The 19,996-nt window shown below is 62.4% G+C and carries 16 protein-coding genes, 1 tRNA gene and 1 pseudogene; 14 read left to right on the top strand and 4 right to left on the bottom strand.

Features of this window, described 5'->3' with window-relative positions:
• Position 1: 1 nt before the first annotated feature.
• From truB to J3P96_RS24075, 4 genes are all read left to right on the top strand, one after another.
• Positions 2–919 carry a tRNA pseudouridine(55) synthase TruB gene (truB, locus tag J3P96_RS24090; protein ID WP_030139793.1) on the top strand — a complete coding sequence of 306 codons (918 nt, stop codon included), beginning with the start codon at positions 2–4 and terminating at the stop codon, positions 917–919.
• A gap of 143 nt (positions 920–1,062) precedes the next feature.
• Positions 1,063–1,332, top strand: a complete 270-nt coding sequence (rpsO, locus tag J3P96_RS24085) for a 30S ribosomal protein S15 (protein ID WP_011332409.1) — start codon at positions 1,063–1,065, stop codon at positions 1,330–1,332.
• 194 nt (positions 1,333–1,526) lie between these two features.
• On the top strand, positions 1,527–3,632 hold the full coding sequence (gene pnp / locus J3P96_RS24080) for a polyribonucleotide nucleotidyltransferase (RefSeq protein ID WP_434653707.1): 2,106 nt from the start codon (positions 1,527–1,529) through the stop codon (positions 3,630–3,632).
• 125 nt (positions 3,633–3,757) lie between these two features.
• A tRNA-Thr gene (locus tag J3P96_RS24075) sits at positions 3,758–3,834 on the top strand.
• A gap of 11 nt (positions 3,835–3,845) precedes the next feature.
• Here J3P96_RS24075 and J3P96_RS24070 read toward each other — a convergent pair.
• Entirely contained in the window at positions 3,846–4,391 is a 546-nt protein-coding gene (locus J3P96_RS24070) for a hypothetical protein (protein ID WP_434658321.1), read from the bottom strand.
• Between the two features lie 299 nt (positions 4,392–4,690).
• On the opposite strand from J3P96_RS24070, the gene J3P96_RS24065 reads away from it, so the two are divergent.
• Entirely contained in the window at positions 4,691–4,996 is a 306-nt protein-coding gene (locus J3P96_RS24065) for a DUF6388 family protein (protein ID WP_434602788.1), read from the top strand.
• 39 nt (positions 4,997–5,035) lie between these two features.
• On the opposite strand, the gene nadC is transcribed toward J3P96_RS24065, so the two are convergent.
• Positions 5,036–5,884, bottom strand: coding sequence for a carboxylating nicotinate-nucleotide diphosphorylase (gene nadC, locus J3P96_RS24060; RefSeq protein ID WP_434602789.1), 849 nt, complete (start codon positions 5,882–5,884; stop codon positions 5,036–5,038).
• 267 nt (positions 5,885–6,151) lie between these two features.
• Between nadC and J3P96_RS24055 the strand changes: the two genes are divergently transcribed.
• The 6 genes and pseudogenes from J3P96_RS24055 to J3P96_RS24030 all read left to right on the top strand — a co-directional run bounded on the left by J3P96_RS24055 (position 6,152) and on the right by J3P96_RS24030 (position 12,142).
• The gene (locus tag J3P96_RS24055) at positions 6,152–8,362 is read left to right on the top strand and encodes a DUF1631 domain-containing protein (protein ID WP_434653706.1); all 2,211 of its coding nucleotides are present in this window, start codon (positions 6,152–6,154) and stop codon (positions 8,360–8,362) included.
• A gap of 64 nt (positions 8,363–8,426) precedes the next feature.
• Positions 8,427–8,987, top strand: a complete 561-nt coding sequence (gene ampD / locus J3P96_RS24050; protein ID WP_434653705.1) for a 1,6-anhydro-N-acetylmuramyl-L-alanine amidase AmpD — start codon at positions 8,427–8,429, stop codon at positions 8,985–8,987.
• Entirely contained in the window at positions 8,984–9,820 is an 837-nt protein-coding gene (gene ampE / locus J3P96_RS24045) for a regulatory signaling modulator protein AmpE (protein WP_434653704.1), read from the top strand. The genes ampD and ampE overlap by 4 nt, the downstream gene beginning before the upstream one ends.
• A gap of 293 nt (positions 9,821–10,113) precedes the next feature.
• Positions 10,114–10,482, top strand: a complete 369-nt coding sequence (locus tag J3P96_RS24040; protein ID WP_434653703.1) for a hypothetical protein — start codon at positions 10,114–10,116, stop codon at positions 10,480–10,482.
• A pseudogene (locus tag J3P96_RS24035) lies at positions 10,439–11,236 on the top strand (methyl-accepting chemotaxis protein); the annotation flags it as partial. The gene J3P96_RS24040 and the pseudogene J3P96_RS24035, both read left to right, overlap by 44 nt.
• Complete coding sequence (locus J3P96_RS24030; protein ID WP_434631500.1) at positions 11,213–12,142, top strand: methyl-accepting chemotaxis protein; 930 nt, start codon at positions 11,213–11,215, stop codon at positions 12,140–12,142. The pseudogene J3P96_RS24035 and the gene J3P96_RS24030, both read left to right, overlap by 24 nt.
• Before the next feature lie 114 nt (positions 12,143–12,256).
• Here J3P96_RS24030 and J3P96_RS24025 read toward each other — a convergent pair whose 3' ends face one another.
• Together J3P96_RS24025 and cra are read right to left on the bottom strand one after the other, a co-directional pair.
• On the bottom strand, positions 12,257–13,033 hold the full coding sequence (locus J3P96_RS24025; protein ID WP_434653702.1) for a TatD family hydrolase: 777 nt from the start codon (positions 13,031–13,033) through the stop codon (positions 12,257–12,259).
• A 20-nt stretch (positions 13,034–13,053) separates the two neighbouring features.
• Positions 13,054–14,049, bottom strand: a complete 996-nt coding sequence (gene cra / locus J3P96_RS24020; protein ID WP_434653701.1) for a catabolite repressor/activator — start codon at positions 14,047–14,049, stop codon at positions 13,054–13,056.
• Positions 14,050–14,337: 288 nt separating this feature from the next.
• On the opposite strand from cra, the gene ptsP reads away from it, so the two are divergent.
• The 3 genes from ptsP to J3P96_RS24005 are packed head-to-tail and all read left to right on the top strand — an operon-like array spanning position 14,338 to position 19,902.
• The gene (gene ptsP / locus J3P96_RS24015) at positions 14,338–17,202 is read left to right on the top strand and encodes a phosphoenolpyruvate--protein phosphotransferase (RefSeq protein ID WP_434653700.1); all 2,865 of its coding nucleotides are present in this window, start codon (positions 14,338–14,340) and stop codon (positions 17,200–17,202) included.
• Entirely contained in the window at positions 17,202–18,143 is a 942-nt protein-coding gene (pfkB, locus tag J3P96_RS24010; RefSeq protein WP_305496880.1) for a 1-phosphofructokinase, read from the top strand. The genes ptsP and pfkB overlap by 1 nt, the downstream gene beginning before the upstream one ends.
• Before the next feature lie 13 nt (positions 18,144–18,156).
• Positions 18,157–19,902, top strand: a complete 1,746-nt coding sequence (locus tag J3P96_RS24005; RefSeq protein ID WP_434653699.1) for a PTS fructose-like transporter subunit IIB — start codon at positions 18,157–18,159, stop codon at positions 19,900–19,902.
• The last annotated feature ends 94 nt before the right edge of the window (positions 19,903–19,996 follow it).

Raw genomic sequence — 19,996 nt, 5'->3', positions numbered from 1 at the left:
GGTGGCTCAGGTCAAACGTATCCGTCGTAACGTCAGCGGCATCATCCTGCTCGACAAACCGTTGGGATTTACCTCCAACGCGGCGTTGCAGAAGGTTCGCTGGCTGCTCAATGCTGAAAAGGCCGGGCACACCGGCAGCCTCGATCCACTGGCTACCGGCGTGCTGCCGCTGTGCTTCGGCGAGGCGACCAAGTTCTCCCAATACCTGCTCGATTCCGACAAGGGTTATGAAACCCTGGCGCAACTGGGCAAGACCACTACCACGGCGGACGCCGAAGGTGAGGTTTTGCTGGAGCGCCCGGTGACCGTTGGTCAGGCGGATGTCGAAGCGGTATTGCCGAAATTTCGCGGGCAAATCAGTCAGATACCGCCGATGTACTCCGCTTTGAAGCGCGATGGACAGCCGTTGTATAAACTGGCCCGTGCAGGCGAAGTAGTGGAGCGCGAACCGCGTTCTGTTACTATTGCGCGCTTGGAATTGCTGGCCTTTGACGGTAATACTGCGCGGCTCGCCGTGGATTGCAGCAAAGGCACCTATATCCGTACCCTGGTGGAGGATATCGGCGAGCAGCTCGGCTGTGGCGCGTACGTGGCGGAATTGCGACGGACCCAGGCCGGGCCTTTCACGTTGGCCCAGACGGTCACGCTGGAAGAGCTTGAAGCGGTGCATGCCGAAGGCGGCAACGAAGCGGTCGACCGTTTCCTGATGCCATCGGACAGCGGCCTGCTGGATTGGCCGCTCTTGCAGTTCTCGGAACACAGCGCGTTCTACTGGCTCAACGGCCAGCCGGTGCGCGCTCCGGATGCGCCGAAGTTCGGCATGGTCCGGGTGCAGGATCACAATGGTCGCTTCATCGGTATCGGTGAAGTGAGCGAAGACGGGCGTATCGCGCCGCGTCGATTGATTCGGTCGGAATGACCGGAACCAGCCTGTGTAACAACAGGCTGGCGAGTGTGGCTGTTAACAGGCACGGTCACTACTCATTTATAGATACAGGGATTTGTCCCTGGCCTGTTGAAGCTGTTTCCTCGGAACAGTTTCCTGACTAAAAGGATTGCCTCATGGCTCTCGACGTTCAAGAAAAAGCTCAAATCGTAGCTGACTACCAGCAAGCTGTTGGTGACACTGGTTCGCCAGAAGTGCAAGTTGCACTGCTGACCGCCAACATCAACAAACTGCAAGGTCACTTCAAGGCCAACGGTAAGGATCACCACTCCCGTCGTGGTCTGATCCGCATGGTAAACCAGCGTCGCAAGCTGCTGGACTACCTGAAAGGCAAGGACGTGAGCCGTTACAGCGCTCTGATCGCTCGCCTGGGTCTGCGTCGCTAATCAGCGATTGCGCTAGAGGTTGGTGGTCTGTCGTACGTCAGTGGGTTTCCCGCTGGCGCGTGGCAGGCTCCCAGCCTCAAGTTTTATCTGGATACACGTTTTACCCTGGACAGGCGTCGGGCCGATTCCCGTCATTGCCCAAGAATTTCGCAAGAAGACAAGTTCCCCAAGAGCCACAAAGAAGGTAGGACACCGTGAACCCGGTAATCAAAAAATTCCAGTTCGGTCAGTCGACCGTTACCCTCGAGACTGGCCGTATCGCCCGTCAGGCCTCCGGCGCAGTGCTGGTCACCGTTGACGACGACGTCAGCGTATTGGTGACCGTCGTCGGTGCCAAGCAGGCCGATCCAGGCAAGGGTTTCTTCCCTCTGTCTGTGCACTACCAGGAAAAGACCTACGCCGCGGGCAAGATCCCTGGCGGTTTCTTCAAGCGTGAAGGCCGTCCTTCCGAGAAAGAAACCCTGACTTCCCGACTGATCGACCGTCCGATCCGTCCGCTTTTCCCTGAAGGTTTCATGAACGAAGTGCAGGTTGTCTGCACCGTCGTTTCCACCAGCAAGAAGACCGATCCGGACATCGCTGCGATGATCGGTACCTCGGCTGCGCTGGCGATCTCCGGCATTCCTTTCGATGGCCCGATCGGCGCTGCCCGCGTTGCGTTCCACGAAAGCACCGGCTATCTGCTGAACCCGACCTACGAGCAACAGAAGGCATCGAGCCTGGACATGGTCGTGGCCGGTACTTCCGAAGCCGTGCTGATGGTTGAATCCGAAGCCAAGGAACTGACCGAAGACCAGATGCTGGGCGCCGTGCTGTTTGCCCACGACGAGTTCCAGGTGGTCATCAACGCCGTCAAGGAACTGGCTGCCGAAGCCGCCAAGCCAACCTGGACCTGGGCTCCTCAGCCAGAAGCCACCGAGCTGCTGGGCGCGATCCGTGCCGAGTTCGGCGAAGCGATCTCCCAGGCCTACACCATCACCATCAAGGCCGACCGCTATGCGCGTCTGGGCGAGCTGCGTGACCAGGTCGTTGCCAAGTTCTCCGGCGAAGAAGGCCAGCCATCGGCCAGCGACGTCAAGGCGGCTTTCGGTGAAATCGAATACCGCACCGTTCGCGAAAACATCGTCAACGGCAAGCCGCGTATCGACGGTCGCGACACTCGCACCGTGCGTCCGCTGAACATCGAAGTCGGCGTTCTGCCAAAGACCCACGGTTCGGCGCTGTTCACCCGTGGTGAAACCCAGGCGCTGGTCGTTGCGACACTGGGCACCGCCCGTGACGCGCAACTGCTCGACACCTTGGAAGGCGAAAAGAAAGACCCGTTCATGCTGCACTACAACTTCCCTCCGTTCTCGGTGGGCGAGTGTGGTCGCATGGGTGGCGCCGGTCGTCGCGAAATCGGTCACGGCCGTCTGGCCCGTCGTTCGGTCCAGGCCATGCTGCCGGCCGCTGACGTGTTCCCGTACACCATTCGCGTGGTATCGGAAATCACCGAGTCCAACGGTTCGAGCTCGATGGCTTCGGTCTGCGGCGCTTCCCTGGCCCTGATGGACGCTGGTGTGCCGATGAAGGCGCCGGTGGCCGGTATCGCCATGGGTCTGGTCAAGGAAGGCGATAAATTCGCCGTCCTGACCGACATCCTGGGTGACGAAGACCACCTGGGCGACATGGACTTCAAAGTGGCCGGTACCGCCAAGGGCGTCACCGCGCTGCAGATGGACATCAAGATCAAGGGCATCACCGAAGAGATCATGGAAATCGCCCTGGGCCAAGCCCTGGAAGCGCGCCTGAACATTCTCGGTCAGATGAACCAGATCATCGGTCAGTCCCGTACCGAGCTGTCGGAAAATGCTCCGACCATGATCGCGATGAAAATCGACACCGACAAAATCCGTGATGTCATCGGTAAAGGCGGCGCGACTATCCGTGCGATCTGTGAAGAAACCAAGGCTTCGATCGACATCGAAGACGACGGTTCGATCAAGATCTTCGGCGAAACCAAGGAAGCGGCAGAAGCAGCACGCCAGCGCGTCCTGGGCATCACCGCAGAGGCCGAGATCGGCAAGATCTACGTCGGCAAGGTTGAACGCATCGTCGACTTCGGTGCGTTCGTCAACATCCTGCCGGGCAAGGACGGTCTGGTTCACATCTCCATGCTGAGCGATGCTCGCGTCGAGAAAGTGACCGACATCCTGAAAGAAGGCCAGGAAGTGGAAGTGCTGGTATTGGACGTGGACAACCGCGGCCGTATCAAGCTGTCCATCAAGGACGTTGCAGCAGCCAAGGCGTCGGGCGTTTAATCACTCCCTCGCTTGACCGCTGAACAAGCAAACGCCCCGACTGGTTCGGGGCGTTTTGCTGTGTGCTGAAAATCCCTTCAGGGCAGGTTGCCTGTCCCCCGGGGACGATGCTAGGTTTAGCCACCGCCCGTGTAGCTCAGTCGGTAGAGCAGCGCACTCGTAACGCGAAGGTCGCAGGTTCGATTCCTGTTCTCGGGCACCAATCCCCCCTGGTTATTTCACCTTCCTGCTCAGTTCCTCGACCGTGCGTTTGAGCTGTGTCAGCTCGTTGTCCTGATCGCTGAGCTCCCGTTTCAGGGACGAAATTTCGCTGCTGCTCGAACTTGAGCTGGAACCGCTGTTGCGCTTGAGTTCTTCCACTTGCTTGCCAAGGTCGTTCAGATCGCGTTCCTGTTCCTTGATGATGCGCTTGAGATCGTCTATCTCCTTGCTGCTGGAGGTGGAGCTGGAGCCACTGTTGCGTTTGAGTTCTTCGATTTGTCGGGCCTGCTCGCCAAGGGTGCGCTTCTGACTGTCCAGCTCGGCGGTGTTGTCCTTGACTGCTTCTGGTAATTTTTCCAGGTCACCCACGTTGATATTGGTCTTGATCAGAACATCCTTGTCGAATGAGTTGCGAAGCAGCGGGATCGTGTCAGACGGCAGAGGGGGGCCGGAGGAAACTTCGACAGCCGCTTGAACGGCACCGATCAAGCTCAGGCTGCCGAGCAGGAGGGACGTGGTAGCAAACCGGGTCGACGAGCGTTTCGCAAGACTGCGCATCATTGGGTTCCTGAAGAAGTGCCGATATGGCACATCGCTACGACTGGTTGCCATGACAAATGTTCCTGGGCACCTTGCCGTCAGGCATGAGATTTTTTCTGCGGTGGATGTAAAGAGCCGTGTAAATCGTTGCCAAAACATCCTATATTCGTCACCTGCATGAGCATCGCCCAGCAGTTTTCAGATGATCCACGAATGGTTCTGAAGGCCAGGAAAACCGAGCTTCCAACGGCTTCCTGCGTCAGAGAGATCCTTGATGATCCAGATCCATCTTCCATTCCCAGATCAGCGAGAACGCCATGACCGCTAAAGAATTGTCCCAAGAAGCCAGGCACGAAGAAGCCCTGGAAAAGTACCTCGAAGAAACGCCGCAGTTGCGCGATGAGATCAAGGACTTGTCCGCCGATGATCAGAAAGACCAGGTCCAGTGGGCGTTCGAGGATGAGGCCGAAGCCCAGGGCCTGCAGCCTTGGGAGCTGACGCTCAAGTACACCAGTACGCCGGAAGAGTTCGAGGCGCAGCGCCTTGTCTTGCACAAGGAGGCGGCCGAGGTGTTGGGTGTGGATTGGGATGAGTACTGCGAGATGAATAATCTGGTGGTCTGAAAAAAACGCCAGCCTCTTCAAGGCTGGCGTTTTTTTTTGTCAGAGGCTCAAGCGCATCGACAGGTCCACGGCTTTGACGTCCTTGGTCATCGCACCGATGGAGATATAGTCCACGCCGGTCTCGGCAATCGGGCGCAACGTGCTTTCGTTGATGCCGCCGCTGGCTTCCAGTTTCGCCTTGCCGCCGTTCAGGCGCACGGCTTCGCGCATGTCGTCCAGGCTCAGCTCGTCGAGCATGATGATGTCGGCATCGGCTGCCAGCGCTTCTTTCAATTCAGCCAGGCTTTCCACTTCGATTTCCACCGGCTTGCCCGGTGCGATCTTGTGGGCGGCGCTGATGGCCTGGGCAATACCACCGCAGGCGGCGATATGGTTTTCCTTGATCAGGAAGGCGTCGTAGAGGCCGATGCGGTGGTTATGGCAGCCGCCGCAGGTGACCGCGTACTTCTGGGCCAGGCGCAGCCCGGGCAGGGTCTTGCGGGTATCCAGCAGCTTGACCTGGGTGTCGGCAACGAAATCCGCCAGGTAGCGGGCCCGGGTGGCAACGCCCGAGAGCATCTGCAGGAAGTTCAGCGCGCTGCGTTCGCCCGTCAGCAGTGAGCGGGCCGGGCCTTCGAGGTGGAACAGGGCCTGGTCGGGGCTTGCCCGGTCGCCGTCGCGCACTTGCCAATGCACCGCGACGCGGGGATCCAGTTGTCTGAACACCGCATCGACCCAGGCCGTGCCGCTGATGGTCGCGGCTTCCCGGGTGATGATGGTGGCCTTGGCCAGGCGTTCGGCGGGGATCAGTTGTGCGGTGATGTCGCCGCTGCCGATGTCTTCGAGCAACGCACGGCGCACGTTGGCTTCGATTTCGGCGGTCAGATCGGCGAGGCGTAGATTCGGCATGACGGGCTCCACAAACAAAGTGGCCGGATTATAGGGCCAGGCCGCAGGCGAACCCAAGGCGCCACTTGCGCGCTGCCGGATGAAACCTGCATTTGGTCGCATGCCCGCAACATTTTCCCGATTGTCCTGTCAGTTGTTCCGAGTATTTCGAGCTGGTTCACAAGTGTCCACTGGTGCGACAGGGTTCTTTTACCCGATAATCCGCCTTTCGATTGACGCCATGACTTTGACGTCGCGAACCGAAGCATGCCCTTTCAGGAGGCCAGGATGCACAACGACGGGAATGTAGTGCCTTTGCACAAGGCGTCTACCGATCAGGCGAGTCGCTCGCCGCTCGCCCGCCTGCCTGTGATTCTGCTTCAGGTTCGCGACAAGGCTGCGCAGCAGTTGCGCCTTGGCTTGCAGGAATTGTTCGATAATGCTGACGATACCTTGTTCGAAATGGCCGATCGGGCGCGGAACGATGTGGAGCAGAACCTCTACTTCGAAGCCATGCGAGACCTGCGGCTGAAACGCAAGAGCATCGAACGTGAATTCCTCGAGCAGTTTTTCGAGGCGTTCGTCAATCTTGCCCAGTACGATCTGACCCAGGCCACCCTCGCGCCCGTATTGGGCGCCATACCGGCCCATCCCAACCATGATGACCTCGAACGCCGGCTGGCGGTGGAAACCATGGTCACCCGGGTGCTCAGTCGCGATGGCCTGTCTCTCGATCAACTCACGGCGCGCCTCGGCGCGTTACTGTCGCGGCCCCTGGCGAACCAGCACAACCCCTTGAGCCCGGCCCTGCTGTGTGAGAATTTTCTCCAGGCCGGGCGTAACCTGGGCGTAGGCATCAAGGTCAAGCTGATCCTGCTCAAGCTCTTCGAGCGGTATGTGCTCAGCGAATGCGACAACCTTTATTCCGAGGCCAATCAGCTATTGGCGGCAACTGGGATCTTGCCGGATCTGAAGGTTTCTCCGTCGCGGCGGGCCTCGGACCGTGTCGAAGAGCCTGTTCGGCCCAGCACTGCCGGGCCTGCCAGGCCAAGGGTCGACGATGTCGATGACAGCGTGCACGAAGTCTTCGCCGCTTTGCAGAAGTTGTTGGTCCAGGTGCGCGGCAGTGTCGCGCCGACCCTTGAGCCCAGTGCACCGGCCCAGCCAATCACGACCCGTGACCTTTTGCGCTTGTTGTCTCATTTGCAGCAATACGTGCCGGCCCCCTCGGTTCAGGATGACTTCGACCTGCGTAGCCAGCTTGAACAGCTGTTGACCCGGGTCAGCGTCAAGAGCGGAAAATCCCGCGTGGTCGAAGGCGCGGACGAAGACGTGATCAACCTTATCGCGATGATGTTCGAATTCATCCTCGATGACCGTAACCTGCCGGATTCCCTAAAGGCCTTGATCGGCCGGCTGCAGATCCCGATGCTCAAGGTCGCGGTGCAGGACAAGAGTTTTTTCAGTCGCAATAATCATCCGGCGCGCCGGTTGCTCAATGAAATCGCCGCGGCGGCGATGGGTTGGGGTGATTGCGATGATCATCAGCGCGACAGCCTCTACCTGCGCATCGAGCAGGTGGTGCAGCGCCTGTTGAACGACTTCGTCGACGATCCGGCGATATTTTCCGAAGTGCTGGCCGATTTCCTGGCGTTCACCAGCGACGAGCGCCGCCGCTGTGAATTGCTTGAGCAGCGCATCCGTGACGCCGAAGAGGGAAGGGCAAAGGCCGACCTGGCTCGACATCGGGTCGAAGGGGCACTGAACCAGGTCATGCTGGGCAAAGTCCTGCCCCAGGCCGTAGTGGATTTTGTACAGCAGGCCTGGAGCCAGGTGCTGCTGCTGACCGGCTTCAAGCATGGCGAGCATTCAGCCGAATGGCGGGCCGACGTGCTGACCCTGGAACAATTGGTCTGGAGTGTCCAGCATCACGAAGAGTCCGATGCGGGCCTGCGTTTGCTGGCGATGGTGCCGGAGCTGCTCAAGGCCCTGCGCGAGGGGCTGAGTCGCTCGGCGTTCGATCCGTTCGCCACCAGCGAATTCTTCAGCGAGCTGGAACTGCTTCATGTCCAGGCCCTGCAGCGGCTGGGCCAGGCAACGGAGGCTGGCGAGCCGGTGGATCTGCCGGTCATGGTCGAAGTGGCGGAACCCATCGTCCTTCGCACTGCGCCACAGACGCCCGCGCAAGAGCCGACCGTGCGCTTGCCGGCTGATGATGCAGGCCTGCGTCAGGTCGATCAATTGCGCCTGGGATGCTGGGTAGAGTTCCAGGAAGACGAAGACAACAGCTTGCGTTGCAAGCTGGCGGCAATCATCCAGGCCACCGGCAAATTCGTTTTCGTCAACCGCACCGGCCTCAAGGTCTTGGAGCACAGCCGCACCAGCCTCGCCCTGGAGTTCCGCCGGGGAGCGGTACGTCTGCTGGACGACACCCTGCTGTTCGACCGGGCATTGGAGTCTGTTCTCGGCAACCTGCGCCAGCTCAATCGCGGCAAGTGATCGCGCAGCCGACGTAGATCGCGGCATACTGGCGGCACTCACCGTCGTCATCGAAGGAACCCGTATGCAGCTGGACCCCGTGAGCGGTTGGTGCGATGGCGTGCGTCATTGCCCTTCGCCCAATTTTAATGCGCGCCCCGAAGGCGAGATCTCCCTGCTGGTGATCCACAACATCAGCCTGCCGCCGGCACAGTTCGCGACTGGCAAGGTGCAGGAATTTTTCCAGAATCGTCTGGATGTCACGGAACATCCCTACTTTGCCGGTATTGCCGACCTGCGTGTCTCTGCGCATTTTCTGATCGAACGTGACGGCGCGGTGACGCAGTTTGTCTCTTGTCTGGAGCGTGCGTGGCACGCGGGAGTTTCGTGCTTCGAAGGGCGGGAGACGTGTAACGATTTTTCCATAGGCATCGAGCTTGAAGGCACCGATGATCTGCCGTTCACCGACGCGCAATATATGGCCCTGGTGGACCTGACCCGGCAGCTGCGCGCGGCGTTTACGGCGATCACGGTGCAGCGCATCTGTGGGCACAGCGACATTGCCCCGGGGCGCAAGACCGATCCGGGACCGGCATTCGACTGGGCGCGCTATCGCGCGGCCCTGACAGAAGGGGAAGGACAATGAGTTTTCTGGTGTTGCTGCTGGCAGTCTGGATCGAGAAATTCTCGGCCCTGCGCCAGCGGGTCCAGCGTGACGGCGGTTGGCTGCGCGAGCTGAACAAGCTCGAAGCGAGCCCACGCTGGGTCAATCGGCCGTGGCTGGTGCTGATGGTGATGGTGCTGTTGCCGGTGGCGCTGCTGGCATTGCTGTTATGGGTGCTGGAGCCGGTGGCCTATGGTCTGCTGGCACTGCCGGTGCACCTGTTGGTGGTGATCTACAGCCTGGGGCGCGGCGATCTGTTGGCTGAGCTCGGGCCGTTTCGCGACGCTTGGCGCCGTGAAGATCTGCAGGCAGCGGATCATGTGGCCAAGCGCGACCTGAACATCGATGCCGATGGCGGCGAGCAGTTGCTGGAACGGGTCCAGGGGCACTTGCTGTGGCAGGCGTACCAGAGTTTTTTTGCGGTCATCTTCTGGTATTTCCTGCTGGGCCCGGTGGCTGCCCTGAGCTATCGATTGCTCGCCTTGGCCGCCGAACACAGCCACAACCCCGGCGTGGCCGAGCGTGCGGCGCAGCTGCGCCACGCGTTCGATTGGGTCCCGGTGCGGTTGTTGGCGGCGAGCTTCGCCCTGGTGGGCAACTTCGTGGCGGTCAGCCGGGTGATGCTGCACGAACTGCTGAACTGGAACATCAGCGCGGCCGACCTGATCAACAAGGTCGGCCTGGTGGCCGGCGAGATCCCGACCCCCGTCGCCGGGCCGGACGGCATCAACAGCCTGGATCGGCTGTGGGAACTGCTGTTGCGCGCGGCGGTACTCTGGTATGCCGGGTTTGCGTTGTGGACGGTGTTGGCCTGATAGAAAGGATCTTGTGGCCAACAGCTTTTGTGGCGAGGGAGCTTGCTCCCGCTCGGCTGCGCAGCAGCCGCAAACCCGGCTAAAGAGATCTGCTTGAAAAAACGCAGGGGCCTGCTTTGCAGGCCAGCGGGAGCAAGCTCCCTCGCCACGGTGGGCTGCGCTCATTCCTCTCGTTAACCTTAAGTTACAAATCTCCCCGCCGATTTAAGCTATACAGAAGCAGCGTCCGCATAGTGGCCTTCTGCTGCCTGCCCGCGCGCCTATAAAAATAAAAATTATCGGGAGACTTCCTTGTGAAGAGTTTGCTCTGGCCCGCCGTCGCCCTGATGAACCGCCTGAGCTTCGGCATGAAGTTCAGCCTGATCAGCGTGTTGTTCCTGCTGCCGATGCTAGTGACCAACTTCTTTCTGGTACGCGATTCCTACCGGGAATTCCAGGGCACCCACGTCGAGTTGCAAAGCCTCGAATTGCTGGGCAGCAGCCTGACTCTACGCCGCGACCTGGAAACCTTGAACAACCTGGTGCAGATCAATGCCAGCCTGGGCCAGTCCGGCAAGGCGGGCGACGTGGAAAGCCGGATCAGCACCCTGGCAACAGATTCTCGCGCGCCTCCAGGGCATGCAGGCGATGGCCGCAGAGCCCGAGCACGTCAGCGCCTTTGATGCCAAGCGCGACGAAATGATTGCCGCCTTCAAGGCCCAGCAGGCCGAAAGCTCACTGCAAAGCAAAAGCGCGTTGATCGGCAGGTTGCTCAACAATGCGCAAATATTTGGCCAGGTCATCGCCAGCCAGGCGGGCCTGAGCCGCGACAACCAGGGCGACATCCGCCAACTCAGCGACCTGATGGTCGGCGTGACCCCCAAGGTCACCCAGATCCTGGGCGAAGGGCGTGCGCTGGGGGCTTCGTCGTTGGGCTTGGGGTTCCTCAATTCTGCTTCGAGCACCCGGTTTGACGAGTTGCTGGTACAGGTCGAAAAACTCCAGGGTGAATATGATCTGAAATTGCAGGACGCCCTTGGCTCCAGCAAGGCGGCCGGGCAGGCGCTTGCCGAGCAGGCTGGCGCCAGCAGGAATTCTCTCAAGCAGGCCGCCGAACTGATCGAGGAACAGGTGGTGATGGCTGATACGCTCGACGCCCCCTGGTCGGCGTTTTACCAGCAGGTCAGCGGCCTGATGGAACAGACCTATCGGCTGAACGAAGTGACACTGGGCTTTCTCGGTGTCCAGTTGCAGCACCGCCTGGAGCAGAACCGCAGCCACATGGTGCTGCAAGCGTTGGCATTGGCGGTGGTGTTCCTGTTGATTTTTTACCTGTACGCCGGTTTTTATGCCTCGACTCGCACCACGCTCAAGCATTTGGGCGCAATGATGGACAAGGTCGCGGCCGGCGACATGACGGTCAATTTCGTGGCTCGCAGCAAGGATGAGTTGGGCGAGCTGGGTGAAGTGTTCAACGGCACCGTGGCGAAAATCCATGACTTGATCGAGCAGGTCGGTCGCACGGTTGCCGAGGTCGAGCGCCAGGCCGGTCAGGTGCAAGCCGTGTCTGCCCAGAGCAACCAGGCCGTGGCCGGGCAGCGCAGCCAGATCGAGCTGGTCGCCACGGCGATGAACCAGATGTCGGCCACCGCCCAGGAAGTTGCCAGCAGTGCCGCCGCGGCGGTCAGCAGCGCCCATAGCGTGAACGATGAAACCCTCAGCGGGCGCGGCCTGGTTGAGTCACAGCAAAGCAGCATCGCCCGGCTGGCCAGTGAAATCGATCAGTCGGTGCAAGTGATCAATCAACTGGCCACCGACAGCCAGGCCATCAGCCGTGTACTGGATGTGATCAAGAGCATCGCCGAGCAGACCAACCTGCTGGCGCTCAATGCCGCGATCGAAGCGGCCCGGGCCGGCGAGCAGGGGCGTGGGTTCGCGGTGGTGGCCGATGAGGTCCGTACCCTCGCCAAGCGAACCCAGCAATCGACCGAGGAAATCGAAGCGATGATCAGCCGGCTGCACAGCGGCGTGGGCGCCGCCGTCAAGGCCATGGGCAGCAGTCATGAAATGGCCAGCGGCACCGTCGGCCAATCGGAAAGGGTTCAGCAGGCCCTGGAAAATATCCTCGGCGCCGTTGGCATGATCGTCGACCAGAACCAGCAGATCGCCGCTGCCGCAGAGCAACAGACGGCGGTCGCCCATGACATCGACCAGAACATCGTCGAGATCAACCGCGCCGGCGAACGCACCGCCGAAGGCGCGCACCAGACCGAAGACGCCAGCCGCGAGCTGTCCGCGCAGGTGGTGCAGCTCAAGCAATTAATCAATGCGTTTCGGGTGTAGCTATAAAACCGAAAATTCATTGTGGGAGCGGGCTTGCTCGCGAATGCGCTGGGTCAGACACCAGTTCACTGATTGATACACCGCATTCGCGAGCAAGCCCGCTCCCACAGGTTGTCACCAATCGAACAGTTGGCGGGCGTTGGCCGTGCTGGCCTCGGCCAGTCGCTCCGGGCTGATTCCCATGATCTGCGCCAACGCCGCGCAAATCGCCGGCAAATGCGCCGGGCTGTTGCGCTGGCCGGGGAACATCGCAGGGGCCATGTCCGGTGAATCGGTCTCCAGCACCACCGCGTCCAGCGGCAGTTTTGGCAGCACCCGGTGCATGCGCAAAGCCTGCGGCCATGTCGCAGCGCCGCCGAGGCCGAGCTTGTAACCGAGCCTGATGTATTCGCGGGCCTCTTCGAAGCTGCCGGCGAAGGCGTGGATTATGCCGGTGCGGGTGGGGCGGATACGCTTCAGGGTCGCGATCACCGCGGCGTGGCTGCGGCGCACATGGATCAGTGCCGGCAGTTCGAACTCCACGGCCAGGCCCAGTTGTGCCTCGAACAATGCCCGCTGGCGATCACGGTCCAGGGTCTCGATGTAATAGTCCAGGCCGATTTCCCCCACCGCACACAACTGCCGATGCCCGGCCAGGCGGGCCAGCCAGTCACGCAATTGCTGAAGATCTTCGCCACGATGCCGGTCGAGGTACACCGGGTGCAGGCCCAGCGCGGCATGCAGGTCGGGGTCGCTTTGCACGAGGTCCCAGACCCGTTGCCAGTTGTCCCGAGATACCCCCAGCAAGACCATTTGCCGAACGCCCAGGGCGCGGCTTTCGGCCAGCAGCGCCGAGCGATCCGCGTCGAAATCCGGGAAGTCCAGGTGGGTGTGGGTGTCGATCAACTCCATGGTTCGATCCGGGAAAATCCTCAGCCTTGGTGGATACGCTGTTTGAACGTGCGGGCAATCGCCTGGACACCAGGCTGGTAGTCATCGTTCTCGATGGCCGCCAGCGCCAGTTCCAGCGCCTTGGCGGCGATCAGTTGATGCTGTTGGGACATGGCATTGACCGGCAGCGGCAGGAAATCCAGCAGTTGCGTGTCACCAAACGTGCCCAGGCGCAGCGGCCGCGACTTGAGCGGAAAATCATGCAGGGCGTCGAACACGCCTTGCAGCAGTACATAGGACGTAGTGATCAGCGCATCGGGCAAATGCCCCAGGCGCGCGAGCATCTCGTCCATCAGTTGGCGACCGCATTCACGGCTGAACGACTCGCCGTGTTCGATAAACACCTGGCCGTCGAACCCGGCCAGCGCCTCGCGGAACCCCGCGGCCCGCTCCTGGCTGATGCTCAGTTCGGGACGGGCACTGATCAGCGCGATTTGCCGCGGGTGGGTGTCCAGCAGGCTGCGGGTCAGTTGCAGGCTGGCCTGGCGGTCATCGCTGATCACCGAGCAGAAGTGCGCCGGCTCCATCACCCGGTCGATGGCGATGATCGGAATACCCTTGGCCTGGAGCTGACGGTAACTGTCATCCTCGGCCGGCAGGCAACTGGCGACGATCAGCGCATCGCAGCGCCGGGCGCGGAACAGTTGCAGCAATTGGCGCTCGCTGTCGGGCGCGTCGTCGGAACTGGCGATCAACAGTTGATAGCCCCGGGCGCGGGCGCCTTGCTCCAGGAGCTTGGCAATACGGGCATAGCTGGGGTTTTCCAGGTCCGGCAGGATGAAACCCAACGTCCGCGTGTGCCGGCTGCGCAGCCCGGCGGCCTGGGGGTTAGGCGTGAAGCCATGTTCTTCGACCACCGCCCGCACCCGTTCGACGGTCGCGTTGCTGATGCGTTGCTGTTCGGCCTTGCCGTTGATGACGTAGCTGGCGGTGGTGACGGACACACCGGCAAGCTGGGCGATATCACTGAGTTTCAACCCGGTTTTCCTTGTTTTTTCGAGTGTGCCGCGACATTGAAGGCCCATCCTACCCGATTCGGCACGATGGTCACCCCCGAGGCGCTTTCGACAAGTTGCACTTCAAGGATGAGAGATTATCGAGTAACGTGCCAATCTTTCTAGATTAAACGTTTCAGCAAGCGTATTTTCAGGCTCTCGGGATTTTCTGGCCGCACTGCCGCGATACCGCCGGAAGCTGTCCCACACGCTAAGCTGATTCATTCAAAACAATACCTGGCGCCCACCGGACGCCAAAAAGGAGAAAGCATGCTCGAGCTCACTCTAGAGCAGATATCCATGGCCCAGGTGGCTGTGGATAAAGACGCCGCGCTGCAATTGCTCGCCGACAAACTGGTGGCCGATGGCCTGGTCGCCGAAGGTTACCTCGCCGGTTTACAGGCCCGCGAGGCCCAGGGCTCGACCTTTCTTGGCCAAGGTATTGCCATTCCCCACGGTACCCCGCAGACCCGCGACCTGGTGTATGCCACCGGCGTGCGCTTGCTGCAATTCCCGGACGGCGTGGATTGGGGCGATGGCCAGATCGTTTACCTGGCTATTGGCATCGCGGCCAAATCCGACGAGCACCTGCGCCTGTTGCAACTGCTGACCCGCGCCCTCGGCGAGACGGACCTGGGTCAGGCCCTGCGCCGCGCCGGGTCTGCCGAGGCGCTGTTGAAACTGCTGCAAGGCGCGCCGCAGGAACTGGCGCTGGATGCGCAGATGATTGGCCTCGGCGTGTCGGCCGACGATTTCGAAGAACTGGTGTGGCGCGGCGCTCGTCTGTTGCGCCAGGCCGACTGCGTGAGCAACGGCTTCGCCGGTGTGTTGCAGCAGGTCGAGGCGCTGCCGTTGGGCGACGGCCTGTGGTGGCTGCACAGTGAACAGACCGTCAAGCGCCCTGGCCTGGCTTTCGTCACGCCGGACAAGCCCATCCGTTACCTCGGCCAGCCCCTGAGCGGACTGTTCTGCCTGGCCAGCCTCGGCGAGGCCCATCAGGCCTTGCTGGAAAGACTCTGCGCGCTGCTGATCGAAGGTCGCGGCCACGAACTGGGCCGCGCCACCAGCAGTCGCAAGGTCCTCGAAGTGCTGGGCGGCGAGCTGCCCGCCGACTGGCCCAGCGCCCGCATCGGCCTCGCCAATGCCCACGGCCTGCATGCACGCCCGGCGAAAATCCTCGCGCAATTGGCGAAAAACTTCGACGGCGAAATCCGCGTGCGCATCGTCGACGGCCAGGACAGCGCCGTGTCGGCCAAGAGCCTGAGCAAACTGTTGAGCCTGGGTGCCCGTCGCGGCCAGGTCCTGGAGTTCATCGCCGAGCCGAGCATTGCCGCCGATGCGCTGCCGGCCTTGCTGGCCGCCGTCGAAGAGGGGCTCGGCGAAGAGGTCGAACCGCTGCCGCCACCGAGCGCGCCACGGGAAACCACCATCGCCGAAGTCGCCAGCGTGATGCTGGCGCCCGAATCCGGCAGCCTGCTCCAGGCGGTCGCCGCCGCACCGGGCATCGCCATCGGCCCGGCGCATGTTCAAGTGCTGCAAGACATCGACTATCCGTTGCGCGGCGAGTCACCGGCCATCGAGCGCGAGCGCCTGCAAAAGGCGTTGAGCCAGGTGCGCCGGGACATCGAAGGCTTGATCGAGCGCGCGAAGGCCAAGGCCATCCGCGAAATTTTCATCACTCATCAGGAAATGCTCGACGACCCGGAGCTGACCGACGAGGTCGACACCCGCTTGAAGCTGGGCGAGAGCGCGCAAGCGGCGTGGATGGGCGTGATCGAAGCCGCCGCGAAAGAACAGGAAGCTCTGCAGGATGCCTTGCTTGCCGAACGTGCCGCCGACTTGCGGGACGTCGGCCGTCGGGTGCTGGCGCAGCTGTGTGGCGTGGAAACGCCGGCTGAGCCGGATCAACCCTACATTCTAGTGATGGACGAAGTCGGCCCCTCCGACGTGGCCCGCCTGGATCCGGCTCGGGTGGCGGGGATCCTGACCGCCCGGGGCGGCGCCACCGCCCACAGCGCGATTGTTGCCCGTGCCCTGGGCATTCCCGCCCTGGTCGGTGCCGGGGCAGCGGTGTTGCTGCTGGCGCCGGGCACCTCCTTGCTGCTGGACGGCCAGCGCGGTCGGCTGCATGTCGACCCGGACGCCGCCACACTGCAACGCGCCGCCGAAGAACGCGACACCCGCGAGCAGCGCCTCAAGGCCGCCGCCGAGCAGCGTCACCAACCGGCGCTGACCCGCGACGGTCACGCCGTGGAAGTGTTCGCCAACATCGGCGAAAGCGCCGGCGTCACCAGCGCGGTGGAGCAGGGCGCGGAAGGCATCGGCCTGCTGCGCACCGAATTGATTTTCATGGCTCACAACGAGGCCCCGGACGAAGCGACCCAGGAAACCGAATACCGCAAGGTGCTTGATGGCCTGGCCGGTCGGCCGCTGGTGGTGCGCACCCTTGATGTGGGCGGCGACAAACCGCTGCCGTACTGGCCGATCGCGAAGGAAGAAAACCCCTTCCTCGGGGTGCGCGGCATCCGCCTGACCTTGCAGCGTCCGCAGGTCATGGAAGCGCAGTTGCGCGCCTTGTTGCGCTCGGCGGACAACCGTCCGCTGCGGATCATGTTCCCCATGGTTGGCAGCGTCGATGAGTGGCGCCAGGCCCGCGACATGACCGAGCGCCTGCGCCGGGAAATCCCGGTGGCGGACCTGCAACTGGGAATCATGATCGAAGTGCCGTCCGCCGCGCTGCTCGCGCCGGTGCTCGCCAAGGAGGTCGACTTCTTCAGCGTCGGCACCAATGACCTGACCCAATACACCCTGGCGATCGACCGGGGCCACCCGACTCTGTCGGCCCAGGCCGATGGCCTGCATCCAGCGGTGTTGCAACTGATCGACATCACCGTGCGCGCGGCCCATGCCCATGGCAAATGGGTCGGCGTGTGCGGCGAGCTGGCGGCTGATCCGCTGGCGGTGCCGGTGCTGGTGGGCCTGGGCGTCGACGAATTGAGCGTTTCGGCCCGCAGCATCGCCGAGGTCAAGGCGCGGGTTCGCGAATTGAGCCTGGCGCAAGTACAAACCCTGGCCCAAGAGGCCTTGGCCGTGGGCAGCGCCGACGACGTGCGCGCATTAGTGGAGGCGCTGTAATGGCGAAGATTCTTACCCTGACCCTCAACCCGGCGCTCGACCTCACGGTGGAGTTGGCGCGCCTGGAACCGGGCCAGGTCAACCGCAGCGATGCCATGCACGCCCACGCCGCCGGTAAAGGCGTGAACGTCGCCCAGGTGTTGGCCGATCTCGGCCATACGCTGACGGTCAGTGGATTTCTCGGCGAGGACAACGCCCAGGTGTTCGAGACGCTGTTCGCTCAGCGTGGCTTCGTCGACGCGTTCATCCGCGTTCCGGGCGAAACCCGCAGCAACATCAAGCTGGCCGAGCAGGACGGCCGCATCACCGATCTCAACGGCCCGGGCCCAATGGTCGACGAAGCCGCGCAGCAGGCGTTGCTGGCGCGCCTTGAGCAAATCGCCCCGGGCCATGATGTGGTGGTCGTGGCGGGCAGCTTGCCCCGTGGCGTCAGTGCGCAATGGCTGCAGGCGCTGATCACGCGCCTGAAACAACTTGGCCTGAACGTGGCCCTCGACACCAGCGGCGAAGCCTTGCGCGTCGCCCTGGCGGCGGGGCCGTGGCTGATCAAGCCGAACACCGAGGAGCTGGCCGATGCGCTGGGCTGCGCCGTGGTCAGCGAATTGGCCCAGGCGCAAGCGGCGCAGCGCCTGCACGCCGAGGGTATCGAGCACGTGGTGATTTCCCATGGCGCCGACGGCGTGAACTGGTTCAGCGTCGGTTCGGCGCTGCATGCTTCGCCGCCCAAGGTGACGGTTGCCAGTACCGTGGGTGCCGGTGATTCGCTGCTGGCCGGCATGCTGCACGGCTTGCTCGGTGCGCACACGCCGGAGCAGACCCTGCGCAGCGCCACGGCCATCGCCGCGATGGCGGTCACGCAGATCGGTTTTGGCATCCACGACACCGCGTTGCTGGCGTCGCTTGAACAGGGCGTGCGCGTGCGCCCCCTGACAGAACAATAAGAGGGTTCGCAAGATGAAATTAGCCATTGTGACGGCCTGCCCGAACGGCATGGTCACCAGTGTGTTGTGCGCCCGTCTGCTGGACGCGGCGGCCCAGCGCCAGGGCTGGAGCACCAGCGTTGAAGTGCATGACCCGGCGCACCCCGAGCGCCAGCTGTCGGCCGCCACGCTTGAGGCGGCCGAGTGGGTACTGCTGGTTGCCAGCGGCCCGGTGGACCTGTCGCGATTTGTCGGCAAGCGGGTATTTCGCAGCACCCCGGCCCAGGCCCTGCAAGACGTTGATACGGTGCTGCGGCGTGGCGCCGAGGAAGCCGCGGTGCTGGCCGAGGCCGACGTGCTCGCCGAAGCACCACAGGCCTCCACCGAGCGCGCCCCGCGCCTGGTGGCCATCACCGCGTGCCCGACCGGCGTTGCCCACACCTTCATGGCCGCCGAAGCCTTGCAGCAGGCAGCGGCGCGCTTGGGCTACGACTTGCAGATCGAAACCCAGGGCTCGGTGGGCGCGCGTAATCCGCTGAGTCCCGAAGCGATTGCCGAGGCCGACGTGGTGCTGCTGGCGACCGACATTGAAGTCGCCACCGAGCGTTTCGCCGGCAAGAAAATCTACCGCTGCGGCACCGGCATCGCGTTGAAGCAGGCCGAAGCCACGCTGAACAAAGCCTTGGCCGAAGGTCGGCAGGAAAGCGTCACCAGCGAGGCTTCCGGCGGTCCGGCGAAGGCGGAAAAGAGCGGCGTCTACAAACACTTGCTGACCGGTGTTTCGTTCATGCTGCCGATGGTGGTGGCGGGTGGCTTGATGATTGCCTTGTCGTTCGTGTTCGGCATCGAGGCCTTCAAGGAGCCTGGCACCCTGGCGGCGGCACTGATGCAGATCGGCGGCGATACCGCATTCAAATTGATGGTGCCGCTGCTGGCGGGCTACATCGCTTATTCCATCGCCGACCGGCCGGGCCTGGCGCCAGGCATGATCGGCGGGATGCTGGCGAGCACCTTGGGCGCCGGGTTCATCGGCGGGATCATTGCCGGCTTCCTGGCCGGCTATGCCGCCAAGGCGATCAACCGCTACGCGCGGCTGCCCCAGAGCCTGGAAGCGCTCAAGCCGATCCTGATCATTCCGCTGTTGGCGAGCCTGTTCACCGGCCTGGTGATGATCTACATCGTCGGCAAACCAGTGGCGGGCATGCTCGAAGGCCTGACGCATTTCCTCGACAGCATGGGCACCACCAATGCGCTGCTGCTGGGCGTGCTGCTGGGGGCGATGATGTGCGTCGACCTCGGTGGGCCGATCAACAAGGCCGCCTATGCGTTTTCGGTGGGGCTGCTGGCTTCGCAGAGTTATGCACCCATGGCCGCGACCATGGCCGCCGGCATGGTCCCGCCGATTGGCCTGGGCATCGCCACGTTCATCGCCCGGCGCAAATTCGCCAAGACCGAGCGCGAGGCGGGTAAAGCGGCATTGGTGCTGGGGCTGTGCTTCATTTCCGAAGGCGCGATCCCATTCGCGGCCAAGGATCCGCTGCGGGTGATCCCGTCAAGTGTTGCCGGTGGTGCGCTGACCGGTGCGCTGTCGATGTATTTCGGCTGCAAACTCATGGCGCCTCACGGCGGCCTGTTCGTGATGCTGATCCCCAACGCCATCAATCATGCGCTGCTGTACCTGCTGGCAATCGTCGCGGGCAGCCTGCTGACGGCGGTGACCTATGCGCTGCTCAAGCGGCCTGAGGCGGTGGAGATGGCGCTGGAGCCGGCGAAGGCCTGACCCAACCCTGTTGTTTCCTGTGGGAGCGAGCTTGCTCGCGATAGCGGTGTATCAGTCGACATTTTAGTTGCCTGACACCCTGCCATCGCGAGCA

This window comes from Pseudomonas sp. R3-56, assembly GCF_051132075.1.
Classification (GTDB): domain Bacteria; phylum Pseudomonadota; class Gammaproteobacteria; order Pseudomonadales; family Pseudomonadaceae; genus Aquipseudomonas.
This window is presented reverse-complemented; position numbering and strand designations above follow the sequence as displayed.

Excerpts from the sequence above, each read along its gene's own strand:
- J3P96_RS24065 (WP_434602788.1), top strand. The coding sequence starts at position 4,691 with ATGACCGCTAAAGAATTGTCCCAAGAAGCCAGGCACGAAGAAGCCCTG.
- ampE (WP_434653704.1), top strand. The coding sequence starts at position 8,984 with ATGAGTTTTCTGGTGTTGCTGCTGGCAGTCTGGATCGAGAAATTCTCG.
- rpsO (WP_011332409.1), top strand. The coding sequence starts at position 1,063 with ATGGCTCTCGACGTTCAAGAAAAAGCTCAAATCGTAGCTGACTACCAG.
- J3P96_RS24005 (WP_434653699.1), top strand. The coding sequence starts at position 18,157 with ATGAAATTAGCCATTGTGACGGCCTGCCCGAACGGCATGGTCACCAGT.
- nadC (WP_434602789.1), bottom strand. The coding sequence starts at position 5,884 with ATGCCGAATCTACGCCTCGCCGATCTGACCGCCGAAATCGAAGCCAAC.
- J3P96_RS24025 (WP_434653702.1), bottom strand. The coding sequence starts at position 13,033 with ATGGAGTTGATCGACACCCACACCCACCTGGACTTCCCGGATTTCGAC.
- J3P96_RS24030 (WP_434631500.1), top strand. The coding sequence starts at position 11,213 with ATGACGGTCAATTTCGTGGCTCGCAGCAAGGATGAGTTGGGCGAGCTG.
- J3P96_RS24055 (WP_434653706.1), top strand. The coding sequence starts at position 6,152 with ATGCACAACGACGGGAATGTAGTGCCTTTGCACAAGGCGTCTACCGAT.
- pfkB (WP_305496880.1), top strand. The coding sequence starts at position 17,202 with ATGGCGAAGATTCTTACCCTGACCCTCAACCCGGCGCTCGACCTCACG.
- ampD (WP_434653705.1), top strand. The coding sequence starts at position 8,427 with ATGCAGCTGGACCCCGTGAGCGGTTGGTGCGATGGCGTGCGTCATTGC.
- J3P96_RS24070 (WP_434658321.1), bottom strand. The coding sequence starts at position 4,391 with ATGCGCAGTCTTGCGAAACGCTCGTCGACCCGGTTTGCTACCACGTCC.
- ptsP (WP_434653700.1), top strand. The coding sequence starts at position 14,338 with ATGCTCGAGCTCACTCTAGAGCAGATATCCATGGCCCAGGTGGCTGTG.